Raw genomic sequence first — 14,140 nt, forward strand, 5'->3', positions numbered from 1 at the left:
ATCGAACGTAGGGCGAGGTTGGTGACATGTCAACAAGTAAGTTAGGCTCGGCACATGGACGCACCACGCTGGCTGGACGCGCGCGAGGCCCGGGCCTGGCGCGGCTACCGCCGCATGCGCCGCCTGCTCGACCTGGAGCTGGCCCGGGAGCTGATGCAGGACGCCGGCCTCTCCGAGCCGGACTACGACGTCCTCTCCGACCTGTCCGAGACGCCCGACCAGCGGCTGCGGCTCAGCGAGCTGGCCGACCGGATGCTCTGGTCACGCAGCCGGCTGTCCCACCACCTGGCCCGGATGCAGCAGCGCGGCCTGGTCACCCGGGAGGAGCACCCCTCGGACGGCCGCGGCTCCATCGTGGTGCTGACGCCGGCCGGCCGGGCCGCTATCGAGGCCGCCGCCCCCGGCCACGTCGCCGCGGTCCGCCGGCACCTCATCGACCTGCTTACCCCTGAGGAGATCGACGTGCTGGGCGCGCTGACCCAGCGGGTGGTCGACCGACTGTCCGCACCGAAGGGCTGACGTGGACGACCGCATCCTGGCCCGGCTGCGCTGCCCGGTGTGCGCCGAGCCGCTGGCGGAGACCACCGCCGGCACCGCCCGGGCGCTGCGCTGCCCGCGCCGGCACAGCTTCGACATCGCCCGCCAGGGGTACGTCAACCTGCTCGCCGGCCGCGCCCCGCACACCGGGGACAGCGCCGAGATGGTCGCCGCCCGCGCCGACTTCCTGGCCGCCGGCCACTATGCGCCGGTCGCCGCCGCCCTGGCCGCCGCCGCGGTCCGGGTGGCCGACCGGGTACGCGCCGTCGGGCCGCCGGCCCGCTTCGTCCCCGCCGACGTGCCGCCGGGCGACGCCGGCCCGTACCCCCTGGTGGTGGACGCCGGCGCCGGCACCGGCTGGTACCTCGCGGCGGTGCTGGCGGCGCTGCCGGACGCGGTCGGCCTGGCCCTCGACGTCGCCAAGCCGGCGCTGCGCCGGGCGGCCCGGGCCCACCCGCGGGCCGCCGCCGCGCTGGCCGACACCTGGCAGCGGCTGCCCCTGGCCGACCGGTCCGCGGCCGTGCTGCTGAACGTCTTCGCGCCGCGCAACGGCGCCGAGTTCCACCGGGTGCTCGACCCGGCCGGCGCGCTGCTGGTGGTCACCCCGGCCGGCGACCATCTCGCCGAACTTGTCGCCGCGCTCGACCTGCTCCGGGTGGACCCGGCCAAGGCCGACCGGGTCGCCGGCAGCCTCAGCGGGCAGTTCACCGAGGAGTCGGCCACCGAGCACCGGGCCCGGCTGGAGCTGAGCCGCACCGAGGTGGCCACCCTGGTCGGGATGGGCCCCAGCGCCTGGCACGCCGACCCGGGCCCGCTCGCCGAGCGGATCGCCGCGCTGCCCGAGCCGACGCCGGTCACCCTCGCCGTCCGGCTCGCCGTGCACCGGCCGCGCTGACCACCGCCGCTCAGGTGGAGAGGTCGACCTCTTCCCAGCCGGGGGGCTCGTCGTGGTACGGCCCGCGCAGCACCACGGCCCACTCCAACGCCCACCGGCGCTGCCCGATGGCGTTCGCGTCCACCAGCCCCGGCAGCGCCAGCCCGGCCTCCTCCGACTCCAGGTAGGCCCAGTCCAGGCAGTAGTGCAGGTCGAGCAGGGCGGCCGCGTCGGCGGGGTGCTGCGGTGCGGCCAGGATGCGGGCCCGCCACTGGCCGAAGGTCTCCCCCGCCACCAGGTTCGGCATCCGCTCGACCAGCCGCTCGTCCACCGGCACCGTCGGGTCCAGCTCCTTGGCCAGCCCGAGCACCCAGGCCAGCGAGAACAGCGCGTCGTGGTGCAGCACGAACGAGCGGTGGTCGCCCTTGCCGCCCATCACGAACTGCCACTCCGGCGGGGTCACCATCTCGACCAGGTGCGACTCCAGCAGCCAGCTCATCGCCGCCTGCGCGGGCATCCCGAAGCAGCGGGCCAGGATCACGTGCAGCACCGCGATGCGGGCCTCGATCTCCCGGGTGGGACGCAGTTCGATCTCGTCGCCCGGCTCCCACACCAGCGGAAACTGCGGGGGTGGCAGCGGGAGGCCCAGCCGCGACAGCTCGTCGAGGCTCGCCTCACGGACGGCCCGGGGGTCGGGGGCGGGTACGCGCACGGCTCAGGTCCCTGTCTGCTCGCAACGGCTCATCGCCGGTCGGTCCCCCCTTGGCCTGCGAGGATAGCGGCTCGGTGGGCACCACACCATGACCGGAAAAGATCAGCCGATCCGCTCGATAACCAGCGGCGTCGCGGCGGGGGCGTCGGGCGCGATCCGCACCGCCCGCTCCGCCTCGGCCAGCGCTGCCGGGATCCGCTCGGCGTGCTCCGCGCGCAGCTCGTACAGGGTCTCGCCGACGCGTACCCGGTCGCCGGGGCGCTTGTGCAGCACCACGCCGGCCGGGATGCTCACCGGGTCCTCCTTGCGGGCCCGGCCGGCGCCCAGCCGCCAGGCGGCCACGCCCATGGCGTACGCGTCGATCGCGGCGACGTAGCCGTCGTCGGTCGCGGTGACCACCTCGACCTCGGGGGCCGTGGGCATCGGGGCGTCCGGGTCGCCGCCCTGCGCCCGGATCATCGTGCGCCAGGCGTCCATGGCCCGGCCGTCCCGCAGCGCCGCCTCGGGGTCGGCGTCGGGCAGGCCCGCCGCGGCCAGCATCTCCCGGGCCAGCGCCAGGGTCAGCTCCACCACGTCGGCCGGGCCGCCGCCGGCCAGCACCTCGACCGACTCGGTCACCTCGACCGCGTTGCCGATGGCCAGGCCGAGCGGGGTCGACATGTCGGTGAGCAGGGCGACCGTCCGCACCCCGTGCGCGCCGCCCAGCTCCACCATGGTCCGGGCCAGCTCGCGGGCGTCGTCGACGTTCTTCATGAAGGCGCCGGAGCCGACCTTCACGTCGAGCACCAGCGCCCCGGTCCCCTCGGCGATCTTCTTGCTCATGATCGAGCTGGCGATCAGCGGGATGGCCTCGACGGTGCCGGTGACGTCGCGCAGCGCGTACAGCTTGCGGTCGGCCGGGGCCAGCCCGTCGCCGGCCGCGCAGATCACCGCGCCCACGTCGCGGAGCTGGGCGATGAACTCGTCGTTGGTCAGCGCGGCCCGCCAGCCGGGGATCGACTCCAGCTTGTCCAGGGTGCCGCCGGTGTGGCCGAGGCCCCGGCCGCTGAGCTGCGGCACCGCCGCGCCGCAGGCGGCGACCAGCGGGGTCAGCGGCAGGGTGATCTTGTCACCGACGCCGCCGGTCGAGTGCTTGTCCACTGTCGGCCGGGCCACCGGCGACAGGTCCAGGCGCTCGCCGCTGGCGATCATGGCGGCGGTCCACCGGGCGATCTCCGGCCCGGTCATGCCGCGCAGCAGGATCGCCATGGCCAGCGCCGACATCTGCTCGTCGGCGACCAGCCCCTTGGTGTACGCGTCGACGACCCAGTCGATCTGGCCGTCGCTCAGCACGCCACCGTCCCGCTTGGCCCGGATGACGTCAACCGCCGTGAATGCACTCATCAGATGATCTTTCCTCGTCGCTCAGGAACCGGTCCGGCCGCTCAGGCGGGGGACCAGCGGACCGGGATCTCCAGGGGCGGCTCGCCCTCGCCGGCCCAGAAGATGGTGCCCGACGCGTCCACCACGACGACGCGCGGCGTCCGGGCCAGCCCCCAGGTGATCGCCTCGGCCGGGTCGTCCCAGGTCGGGCCCTCCTCCAGCACGCCGGTCTCAGCGCCCTCGGTGTCCCCGGCCGACCGCTCCCAGTACGCCGTCCAGACCTGCTGCCCGGCGGAGAGGTCGGGGTGCACGAAGACCGAGCCCCGGCCCCGCCAGGCGGCCAGCCGCTCCGGCACCACGGGCACCGGCGTCTCCCCGGTCACCGCCTCCAGGTCCTCCACGCCGAACGCGTGCGGCAGCAACTCGGCCATGCGCAGCGGCCGGCCCTTCGTCTCGATCAGGCAGTCCGGGCCACCGTTCTCCCACAGCAGCTGCCGGCACCGGCCGCACGGCATCAGCGGCTCACCCGTGGCGTCGACGCAGGACAGGGCCACGATCCGCCCGCCGCCGGTGGCGTGCAGCGAGGAGACCACCCCGCACTCGGCGCAGAGGACCACGCCGTACGCGGCGTTCTCCACGTTGCAGCCGACCACCACCCGGCCGTCGTCGACCAGGGCGGCCGCCCCGACGGGGAACTTCGAGTAGGGCGCGTACGCGTGCCGCATGACCTCGGTGGCGGCGGCCCGCAGCCGCTCCCAGTCGATCTCCATCACGACTCCCATTCTGCCCAATTCACGCCGATCGGTCGCGGTGGCGGCCGGAGACGACGGTGCCCGGCGGGTTCTCCCCCGCCGGGCACGGTGTGTCGCGGGCGGTCAGCCCTTGATGTACGGCTTGCCGTCGGCGGCCGGCGCCCGGACCTTGCCGACCAGCCCGGCCACCGCCAGGATCGTCGCCAGGTAGGGGAGCATCGCGAGGAACTGGCTCGGGATGCTGCTGCCGATCGCCCCCAGGTAGGTGGCGAGCTGGTCGGCGAACCCGAAGAAGAGCGCCGCGAGCAGCGCGCCGGTCGGGCTCCACCGGCCGAAGATCAGCGCGGCCAGGGCGATGAAGCCCTTACCGCCGATCATGTTCTTGGTGAACGAGTAGAGCGCCAGGGTGTACGAGGCGCCACCCACGCCGGCCACCAGCCCGGCCATGAGCACGTTGCGGTAGCGCAGCCGCAGCACCTTCACGCCGAGCGTGTCGGCCGCCGTGGGGTGCTCACCCACGGACCGGGTCCGCAGGCCCCACCGGGTACGGAACAGCGCGATGTGGATGACCAGCACCAGCAGCAGCCCGAGGTAGAGGAAGATGTTGCCCCGGAACAGCGCCGGACCGATCAGCGGGATGTCCTTGAGCAGCGGGATCTCCCAGTTGCTGAACCGCGGCGCGCTGTTGTACTTCGTCGCGTCGGTCTGCATCAGCCGCTCGTAGAGGAAGCCGGTGACGCCGACCGCCAGCAGGTTGAGCACGATGCCCATGACCACCTGGTCGACCAGGTAGCGGATGGCGAAGACGGCCAGCAGCAGGGAGATCAGCGCACCGCCGATGGCGGCGGCGACCAGGCCCACCCAGACGCTGCCGGAGATGCTGCCGAACAGCGCGCCGGAGAAGGCACCCATCAGCAACTGGCCCTCGATCGCCACGTTCACCACGCCGGACCGCTCGCAGAGCACGCCGGCCAGCGCGCCGAAGATCAGCGGCAGGGCCAGGATGAACGTGCCCCGGATGACGTTGACGAGCGGCATGAAGTTGCGGCCCTCGGGGGCGGCGGACACCTGCCAGCACAGGAAGCTCAGCACGAAGGCGACCAGACCGACCCCGAGCACCAGGGTGAACCAGCGCTTCGGCACCCCGGCGAGCAGGGCGGCACCGGCCGCGGCGGCGATGATCCCGAAGAGGATCGCGCCGATCGTGCCGTTGATCTCCAGGGCGGCGCCACCCTCGGTCTCGCTGAGCGTGAAGCGGGCCTGCTGGTCGGTGGCGAGCGCCCCGAACAGCACCGTGGCGAGCACGCCCAGCGCCAGCAGGACGGCCCCGGTCTTGCGGACGCGCGTCCAGAAGCCCTCGTCGACCGCGGTAACGGCGACCTCGGGGACAGCGGTGGTGGACATGCTCACCAGCCCTTCGCGAGGCTCGTCTGCAGCCGGGCCGCGCGGGCCGCCCGGAGCTGGAAGATCGCCTTCACCAGGGCCGGCGCGGCGATGAAGATGACGATGAGCGCCTGGAGCACGGTGACCAGCTCCAGCGAGATCCCGGAGTACGACTGCATCCGGTTGCCACCGGCCTGGAGCGCGCCGAACAGCAGCGCGGCCAGCAGAACGCCCCACGGCTTCACCCGCCCGAGCAGGGCGACCAGGATGCCGTCGAAGCCGATCTGCGCGATCACCAGCGGGGTCAGCGCGTTCGCCGTCGAGCCGAGCACCATGTTCGACCCGCCGAGACCGGCCAGCAGACCCGAGATCACCATGACCAGCACGTACGTCTTCGTGACGCTGATGCCGGCGGTCCGGGCGGCGTCCGGGTTCTCGCCCACCGCGCGCAGCTCGAAGCCGAGCGTCGAGCGGTTCAGCAGCCAGGCGATGAACCAGGTGGCCAGCACCGCGACCAGGATGCCGGCGTGCACCCGCAGGTTGTCGCCGAGCAGCCGGGGCAGCTGGGCGGAGGCGTCGACCGGCTTGCTGATCGCGTCCGACCGGTTCGGGTTCTGCACCCCGCTCTGGATGATGATCCAGGACAGGAAGTAGACCGCCACGTAGTTGAGCATGATCGTGTTGATCACCTCGTGGGCGCCGGTGCGCGCCTTGAGGATGCCCGGGACGAAGCCCCAGAGCGCGCCGCCCAGAGCGCCGGCGATCAGCGCGACGAGCAGGTGCACCCCGGGCGGCAGCGGCAGCGCGAAGCCGGCCACGGCGGACAGGATGACGCCGATGGTCGCCTGGCCCTGGGCGCCGATGTTGAACAGGCCGCCACGGAAGGCGAGCGCGACCGCCAGGCCGGTGAAGACCAGCGGCGCGGTGTAGGTGAGCGTCTCCGAGATCGGGCCCATCGCGGCGGTGAAGCCGACCGCGTCCGGGTCGAAGATCGCGCCCTTGAACAGGTTGGCGTACGCCTCGCTCACCACGGTCCAGCTGGCGTTGAGCGCGTCGGCCGGACGGGCGGTGATGTAGCCGTAGGTGGCCAGCACCTCCGGGTCGGAGACGATGATCAGCACCGCGCCGACCAGCATGGCCAGCAGCACGGCCAGCACGGTCACGGTCACCGTGTTGGCCGCCCAGAGGTTGTCCAGGAAGAGCCGGCCCAGCGTGGGGCGGGGCCCCTCGGCCGCGGGCTGCTTCGTCGCGGTGGCGGGCACCGCCCGCTCGGTGTCGCCGGCGGGCGCGGACGGCGTCGCCCGGGCCTCGCTGCGCGCCTCCTGCGCCTCGGTCGCCGGCTCCTTGTCCGGGGAGCCCGACACCGGGTTCGGGTTGGTCATGCCTCGTCCTCGTTGCCAGGGCGGTCAGCGGTCGTGGTGGCGGTGTCCGGCGTGATGCCGGCCATCAGCAGGCCGATCTCCTCGCGCGGGGTGTCCGGGCCGACCACGCCGATGACGCGGCCGCGGTACATCACCGCGATCCGGTCGGCCAGGCCGATCACCTCGTCCAGTTCGCTGGAGACCACCATGACGGCGGTGCCGATGTCCCGCTCGCGGATGACCCGGCTGTGGATGAACTCGATCGAGCCGACGTCCACGCCCCGGGTGGGCTGTGCGGCGATGAACAGCTTCAGCGGCCGGGACAGCTCCCGGGCCACGATCACCTTCTGCTGGTTGCCGCCGGAGAGGGTGCCGACCGCCGCGTCCGCCGAGGAGGTGCGGATGTCGAACTGCTCGACCCGCTCCTTCGCCGACTTCGCGATGGCGTCCGGCTTGAGCGAGAGGCCCTTGCCGAAGGGCGGCCGGTCGTAGATGTCCAGCACCAGGTTCTCCGCGACGGAGAACTCCTTGACCAGGCCGTCGACGCTGCGGTCCTCCGGGACGTACCCGACGCCGGCGCGGAGCACCTTCTTGGTCGACCAGCCGTGCACGGCCTGGCCGTCCAGGGTCACCGAGCCGGCGAGCACCGGGCGCAGCCCCATGATCGCCTCGATCAGTTCGGTCTGCCCGTTGCCCTGCACGCCCGCGACGCCGAGCACCTCACCGGCATGCACGGTCAGGTCGACGCCGTCGACCGCGCGTACCTGCCGGTCGTCGTCGACGACCAGGCCGGCGACCTCCAGGATCGGCTTGCCGGGCTGGGCCGGCTTCTTGTCCACGGTCAGCCGGACGCTGCGGCCCACCATGAGCGCGGCCAGCTCGTCGCGGCTGGCGCTCGGCTCGGCGGTGCCGACCGTCTTCCCGCGCCGGATGACGGTGATCCGGTCGGCGATGGCCTTGACCTCACCCAGCTTGTGGGTGATGAACACGATCGACTTGCCGGCCTCCTTGAGCGACCGCATGACCGTGAGCAGTTCCTCGGTCTCCTGCGGGGTCAGCACGGCGGTCGGCTCGTCGAGGATGAGCAGGTCGACGTCGCGGGTCAGCGCCTTGACGATCTCCACCCGCTGCTGGATGCCGACCGGCAGGTCCTCGATCACCGCGTCCGGGTCGACCCGGAGGTTGTACCGCTCGGAGACCTCGGCGACCTCGCGGCGGGCCCGCCGGCGGTCGAGGAAGCCGGTGAAGCCTCCCTTGACCTGTTCCGCGCCCAGCATCACGTTCTCGGCCACGGTGAAGACCGGCACCAGCATGAAGTGCTGGTGCACCATGCCGATCCCGGCGGCGATCGCGTCGGACGGGCCCTTCAGCTTCAGCGGCTTGCCGTCGACCAGGATCTCGCCCTCGTCGGGCTGGTAGAGCCCGTAGAGCACGTTCATCAGGGTCGACTTGCCGGCGCCGTTCTCGCCGAGCAGGGCGTGGATCTCTCCAGGCTCCACCGTCAGGTCGATGTGGTCGTTGGCGACCAGATCACCGAACCGCTTGGTGATGCCGCGCAGTTCGAGTCTCAGCGCAACCTCCTGGAGTGCGAGCGATGGTGCAGCGTAGCGGCTACGCGCCGGCCACCGCGCCGGGTGGGGGTCAGTGGGGGATCAAGGTGATCGGCCGCCCCGGCGTCGCGCGGGTCTTCCCCGCGTACGCCGAGGCGGCCGGTCGTCAAAGCTGGTGCCCGCCGGCCTCCGCTGCCGATGATCTCACCGCGGCGGCCGGCGGAGCGGTCACTTGGTCGGCTGGGCCTTCGAGGTGACCGTGATGGTGCCGGCGGCGATGTCCGCCTTGATCTTGTCGACCTCGGCCTTCAGGTCAGCGGGGACCTTGCTGTCGAAGTCGTGGTACGGCGCGATCGAGACGCCGTTGTTGGCCAGGGTGCCGACGAAGCCGGGCTTGGCCTGGAGCTTCTCGCCGTTGGCGGCCTTCAGCACGGCGTCCTTGACGGCGTCCGGGATGTTCTTGACGACAGTGGTCAGGATCGCGGAGCAGTCCGGGGTGCTCTCGCAGCCGTCGACGTCCACCCAGACGACCGAGTACTTGCCACCCGAGGCCTTGGCCGCGGCGGTGGTGCCGAGGCCGGCGCCGCCGGCGACCGGCATGATGATGTCCGCGCCCTGGGCGACCAGCGCGTCGGAGACCTTCTTGCCCTCGTCCTGCTTGACGAAGTCGTTGGTGAAGGAGCCCTTCTGGGTGGCCTTGTCCCAGCCGATGACCTGGACGGTCTTGCCCTTGGCCTTGTTGTAGTACGCCACGCCGTCGGCGAAGCCGTCCATGAAGATGGTGACCGGCGGGATCGGCAGACCGCCGTAGGTGCCGACCTTGCCGGACTTGCTCATCCCGGCGGCCAGGTAACCGGCCTGGAAGCCGGCCTGCGCGGTGTCGAACTGCATGGGGTAGATGTTGTCCACGCCCGGGTTCGCGTCCACGATGGCGAACTGCTGGTTCTTGTTCGCCTCGGCGGCCTTCTTGGTGGCGTCCGACATCAGGCCACCGACGGCCAGGATGAAGTCGCACTTCTGGTTGACGAACCCGGTCAGGTTGACCTCGTAGTCCGCCTCGGCCTTCGACTGGACGTTCTTGATGTCGATGTTGTCGTTCTCCTTCTTCGCCTCCTGAAGGCCCTTCCAGGCTGAGGTGTTGAAGGACTTGTCATCGATGCCGCCGACGTCGGTCACCATGCAGGCGCTGAACTTCTTGCCGCCGTTGCCGCCGGCGTTGTTGTCGTCCTTGGGGGCCTCACCACACGCGGCGGCGCCCAGCACGAGGCCACCCGCCACGATGGCGGAGGCGATCCGCATCCCACGCACAGAGCGCAAGACGTCTCCTTCCCATTGCACACCGCGTCGTGCGCGGTGGCAGCCCTTGCGCCGGCCTGCGGTGTGCCGCCGGCGTCCCACGTTACGGACGGGAGCGTACGCCCGCGCCCACCCACCGGCCGACAATCGTGCACGACTGTTGAACGGTCGTTACCCCTACGTAACCCGCACGTGGGGCACATCACCTTTCGTGCCGAAGGCCCTCCGGAGAGGTGTCGCGAACGTCCGTTTCCCGGGGTCTTCCCACCGTGCCGGGAGGCTAACGCCAGAAGACCGCCACCGCCGCGTTGACCAGCGTCAACCCGATGATCGCCAGGAAGTGCCCGCGGTTCACGGACTCCCGCTTACGCGAGAAGAAGACCATGACAAAGATCAGCAGCGCGAGCACCAACTTGGTAACAAGCTTGGCCGGTGCCGGCTCGTCGCCGTCGCGCAGCGGGGCGGACAGACCGATTCCGGTCAGCAGCCCGATCACCGAGCCCCAGAGCATGGCCGCGTTGATCCGCAGCCGGCCGCTGACGAACTGGGCGATCGAACCGCCGAGCAGCAGCGCGAACCCGATCAGATGGACGTAGAGAAGGATCAGTCGAAGAGCTTCCACGCCGGCCATCCTCCCCCATCAACGACGCTTTGTAGTAGCCGGCCCGCCGAGGTGCCGTCATACCGTGACCTCGGCGGGCCGCCCGGCCGGCGTCGGGCTGCCCGCGCCGACCCGTGGGCTCCGGCTGCCGACGAGGACCAGGGCGAGGCCGACCAGCGCGTAGCCGGCCAGGACGGCCAGCGACCGGCCGGCGCCCGCCCCGTCGAAGAACGCGGCCGAGCGCAGCAGCGTGCCGCCCGCTCCGACGGGCAGGAACTGCCCCACCACACCCCAGGGCTGGGGCAGCAGTTCGGGCGCGGCGGCGACCGCGGAGAGCGGGTTGCCGACCAGGAAGACGAGCAGCGCGCCGAGCCCCAGCCCGGCCCGGCCGAGCAGCGCGCCGAGGCCCGCCACGGTGGCCGCCGTGGCCAGCGCGAACAGCCCGATGGCCCCCGCCTCGCGCCACGGGTCCCCGGCGAGGACACCGAGCCAGCCGTGCAGCACCGCGGTCCCGGCCAGGCCGGCCAGGACGGCGTAGCCGAGCAGGCCGGCCAGCCGCACGGCACGGCGGGCCACCAGCACGGTGAGCAGCACGCCGGCCAGCATGCCGGTCAGCGCGAGGGGCAGGAACCCGGCGGCGAAGCCGGCCCCGCGCGGGTCGTCCGGGTCGGCCGGCACGACCTGCACCACCGGCACCGGTCGGCCGGCGGAGAGGTGCCCGGCGGCCTCGGTGAGCAGCGCGGCGACGGTCGGGCTCGCGGCCGGGGCGGTGTGCAGGGCAACCCCGTCCGGGCCCACCACGAAGGCGGCGTACACCTCCCGGTCGCGCAGGGCCCGGTCGGCCGACGCGGCGTCCGGCAGCGTGGTCACGGCGAAGCCGCCGGGCCGGGCGGCGGCGAGCCGGGCGGCCAGGTCGGCTGTGGCGGGCGGCGGCCCGGCGACGGCGACCGGCAGGTCGCGCGGCGCGAGGTGCGCGGCGGGCGCCGCGAAGAGGGGTACGAGCAGCGCCTGCACCACGACCACGAGGCTGGCGAGCAGCGCGGCGAGCGCCCAGGGCGAGCGGGACCGGAGCATCGTCGTCTCCTTAAAACGAATGTTCGTTCTCTTGGGATGAGCGTGCGCCGCCGCCGCGAGATTCGTCAAGAACGAACGTTCGATTTAGAATGTGGGCCGTGCCACGCGTCTCCGAGCAGCATCTGGCCGCCCGCCGTCAGCAGATCCTCGACGCGGCCCGGCGCTGCTTCGTGCGCGACGGCTTCCACAACACCTCGATGCAGGACGTGATCAAGGAAGCCGGTCTCTCGGTCGGCGCGGTCTACCGCTACTTCCCGAGCAAGAACGACCTGATCACGGCCATCGCCCAGGCGGTGATCGGCACCGCCGACGCGACCTTCGCCGACCTGGCCACCGCCGACCCGCCGCTGCCCCTGACCGGGGTGCTGGAGCGGGCGCTGACCTTCGTCGACACCCAGCTCGGCCCGGACGGCGTGCTGCCGCTGGCGCTTCAGGTGTGGAGCGAGGCCCAGCGCGACCCGGTGCTGGCCGAGTTCGTCCGGGCCACCTACACCCGGCTGCGTGGCCACTTCGTGGCCGCCGCCGCACGCGCGCGCGACGCCGGCGAGCTGCCCGCGGACGCCGACCCGGAAGCCGTCGGCACCGCGCTGTTCGGCCTGGTACCCGGCTACTTCACCCAACGCATCCTGACCGGCTCCCCGAACCGCGCCACCTACCTGGCGGGCGTCCACACCCTGCTCAACCCCACCCCCCACCCCTGACCCCCGCGATCTTGCAGTTCCCGCCCCGGCATAAAGGGGCGAAAGCCCCAGGGTGCGGGCCGCAACTGCAAGATCGCCGGGGGCTGGGGTCAGGTGAGGCGCCAGACCTGGAAGGTCGGGCCGTCTCCGGGCAGGAGGACCGTGCCGTCGGGGGTCGGGCTTAGGGCGGGGGCGTTGCCGTAGACGTTTTCTCCCGCACCGAGGGCGGTCAGGCGGAGCGGGGTGCCGGGGGCGCGGCGGGCCAGCACCAGCACCGCGCCCGTCGGCGCCTCGCGGAGGAAGACCAGGGTGTCCGCGTCGGCGTACACCCAGCGCAGGCCGCCGTGCCGCAGCGCCGGCTCGTTCCGGCGCAGCGCCAGCAGCGACCGGTACGCCTCGAAGGTGCCCCGGTCCCAGCTCTCCGGCCGGTGCCACGGCATCGGGGTGCGCGACCCCTCCCCGTTGGTGCCGGTCAGGCCCAGCTCGTCGCCCGCGAAGATCACCGGGGTGCCCGGCATGGTGGCGAGCAGGCCGGCGGCCACCTCCTGCCGGGCCGCGTCGCCGACCACGGTCCGGATCCGGGCCGAGTCGTGCGAGCCGAGCAGCTGCCACGAGTGCGTGTACGACCGCCAGGACACCAGCGACCGGTAGGTGTTCATGGTGGCCAGCACCGCGCCCGCGTCCCGCCGCCGCACCCCGCCGGGCGTGCCGAGGAAGTTCGGCACCGGGTCGTCGCCCTGGCGCAGCCAGGACCAGACCGGATCGGTGAAGCCGACGTAGTTCATGGTGCCGTGCCAGCCGTCCCGGTCCAGGTCACCGGTGTGGTCGTGGCCGTGCTCGGCGAGCAGCAGCCCGTCGGCGCGGGTCTCGGCGACCACCTCGCGCAGCAGCCGGGCCACCTCGTGGGTGTACGCGTCCGCGCCCCGCCGGCCGGTCATGTTCGCGACGTCCACCCGCCAGCCGTCCAGGGCGTACGGCGGGCGCAGCCAGCGGCGCAGCAGCGAGTCCTCGGCGGTGGCGAAGCGGCGGCGCAGCTCGGCGCTGCCCCAGTTGAGCTTCGGCAGCGACTTGACCCCGTTCCACGACTCGTAATCACCCGCCGCCAGGTCGAAGTAGTACAGCTCCCGTTCGGGCGCGTGCACGTCGGAGACCGCCGCGGTGAACCACTGGTGGGCGTCGCCCGTGTGGTTGCTGGTGATGTCGCCGAGCAGGCGCCAGCCCCGGGCGTGCACCGCGTCGGCCAGCCGGGCCAGGGCGGCGTCCCCGCCGAGCAACGGGTCGACGGTGTCGAAGCTTGCCGCGTCGTACCGGTGGTTGGAGCGGGCCGGGAAGATCGGCGTGAGGTAGACGGTGTTCACGCCGAGCCGGTCCAGGTGGTCCAGGCGCTCGGTGATCCCGTCGAGGTCGCCGCCGTAGAACTGGCGGGGCGTCTCCGGGCCGCGCCCGATCACCGGGGTGTCCCAGTCGCACGGGATCGCCCAGTCCGGCGCGGTGCGGCCGGCCGCGGCGGCCGAGCGGGCGAACCGGTCCGGGAAGATCTGGTAGATCACCGCGTCCCGGGCCCAGGCCGGCGGCGGCGCGTGGCTGACCAGCTTGAAGTCGCCGTTGTCCGGCACGTCGTGGTCGACCAGGCCGGCGGCGTTCAGCCAGCGGGCGCCCGCCGGGCCGTCGAGCAGGAAGCGGTAGTTGCTGACCGGGTTGCGGACCTCGACGTCGGCCCGCCACCACACGTCACCGCCCTCGGTGCGGTCGACCACCGCCTCGGCGAAGCGCGGCTCGCCGTCGCCGGTGGTCCGGACGTGCACCTGGCGGACGCCGGAGCCGGCTGGGACCCGGACGAACACCGGGACGGTCTGCCCGAGCGCGGGTTCCTGCTCGGGCACGTAGGTGGCGGATCCGTCGTGGTGCGGCTGGAGAGACATGGGGATGCCTTTCGCGTCGTTCTCGACAGGGAGTCG

13 protein-coding genes are annotated in these 14,140 nt (G+C 72.7%); 3 read left to right on the top strand and 10 right to left on the bottom strand.

The annotated features are described in order from the left end of the window. Positions 1 to 54 precede the first annotated feature (54 nt). Together GA0070603_RS16115 and GA0070603_RS16120 are read left to right on the top strand one after the other, a co-directional pair. Complete coding sequence (locus tag GA0070603_RS16115; RefSeq protein WP_091314222.1) at positions 55 to 519, top strand: MarR family winged helix-turn-helix transcriptional regulator; 465 nt, start codon at positions 55 to 57, stop codon at positions 517 to 519. Between the two features lies 1 nt (position 520). Further along, positions 521 to 1,432 carry a putative RNA methyltransferase gene (locus tag GA0070603_RS16120; protein WP_091314225.1) on the top strand — a complete coding sequence of 304 codons (912 nt, stop codon included), beginning with the start codon at positions 521 to 523 and terminating at the stop codon, positions 1,430 to 1,432. Positions 1,433 to 1,442: 10 nt separating this feature from the next. On the opposite strand, the gene GA0070603_RS16125 is transcribed toward GA0070603_RS16120, so the two are convergent. The 9 genes from GA0070603_RS16125 to GA0070603_RS16165 form a co-directional block, all read right to left on the bottom strand. Further along, entirely contained in the window at positions 1,443 to 2,123 is a 681-nt protein-coding gene (locus tag GA0070603_RS16125; RefSeq protein ID WP_091314228.1) for a DUF4272 domain-containing protein, read from the bottom strand. Between the two features lie 102 nt (positions 2,124 to 2,225). Continuing rightward, complete coding sequence (locus GA0070603_RS16130) at positions 2,226 to 3,506, bottom strand: thymidine phosphorylase (protein WP_091314230.1); 1,281 nt, start codon at positions 3,504 to 3,506, stop codon at positions 2,226 to 2,228. Between the two features lie 41 nt (positions 3,507 to 3,547). Continuing rightward, a complete protein-coding gene (locus tag GA0070603_RS16135; protein WP_208862891.1) occupies positions 3,548 to 4,267 on the bottom strand; it encodes a cytidine deaminase in 720 nt (239 codons plus the stop codon). 93 nt (positions 4,268 to 4,360) lie between these two features. Then, the gene (locus tag GA0070603_RS16140) at positions 4,361 to 5,641 is read right to left on the bottom strand and encodes an ABC transporter permease (protein ID WP_091314237.1); all 1,281 of its coding nucleotides are present in this window, start codon (positions 5,639 to 5,641) and stop codon (positions 4,361 to 4,363) included. Between the two features lie 2 nt (positions 5,642 to 5,643). Then, the gene (locus GA0070603_RS16145; RefSeq protein WP_091314240.1) at positions 5,644 to 7,002 is read right to left on the bottom strand and encodes an ABC transporter permease; all 1,359 of its coding nucleotides are present in this window, start codon (positions 7,000 to 7,002) and stop codon (positions 5,644 to 5,646) included. After that, positions 6,999 to 8,552, bottom strand: a complete 1,554-nt coding sequence (locus tag GA0070603_RS16150; protein WP_091314244.1) for an ABC transporter ATP-binding protein — start codon at positions 8,550 to 8,552, stop codon at positions 6,999 to 7,001. Before GA0070603_RS16150 ends, GA0070603_RS16145 begins: the two co-directional genes overlap by 4 nt. A 207-nt stretch (positions 8,553 to 8,759) precedes the next feature. Then, a complete protein-coding gene (locus GA0070603_RS16155; protein ID WP_091314247.1) occupies positions 8,760 to 9,830 on the bottom strand; it encodes a BMP family lipoprotein in 1,071 nt (356 codons plus the stop codon). A gap of 277 nt (positions 9,831 to 10,107) precedes the next feature. Further along, the gene (locus GA0070603_RS16160; RefSeq protein ID WP_091322005.1) at positions 10,108 to 10,449 is read right to left on the bottom strand and encodes a hypothetical protein; all 342 of its coding nucleotides are present in this window, start codon (positions 10,447 to 10,449) and stop codon (positions 10,108 to 10,110) included. Positions 10,450 to 10,506: 57 nt separating this feature from the next. Next, positions 10,507 to 11,502, bottom strand: coding sequence for a hypothetical protein (locus tag GA0070603_RS16165; protein WP_091314251.1), 996 nt, complete (start codon positions 11,500 to 11,502; stop codon positions 10,507 to 10,509). Between the two features lie 98 nt (positions 11,503 to 11,600). On the opposite strand from GA0070603_RS16165, the gene GA0070603_RS16170 reads away from it, so the two are divergent. Further along, complete coding sequence (locus GA0070603_RS16170) at positions 11,601 to 12,203, top strand: TetR/AcrR family transcriptional regulator (protein ID WP_208862892.1); 603 nt, start codon at positions 11,601 to 11,603, stop codon at positions 12,201 to 12,203. An 89-nt stretch (positions 12,204 to 12,292) separates the two neighbouring features. Here GA0070603_RS16170 and GA0070603_RS16175 read toward each other — a convergent pair whose 3' ends face one another. Further along, on the bottom strand, positions 12,293 to 14,104 hold the full coding sequence (locus tag GA0070603_RS16175) for a glycoside hydrolase family 13 protein (protein ID WP_091314259.1): 1,812 nt from the start codon (positions 14,102 to 14,104) through the stop codon (positions 12,293 to 12,295). Positions 14,105 to 14,140: the final 36 nt, after the last annotated feature.

This window comes from Micromonospora chersina, assembly GCF_900091475.1.
Lineage (GTDB): Bacteria > Actinomycetota > Actinomycetes > Mycobacteriales > Micromonosporaceae > Micromonospora > Micromonospora chersina.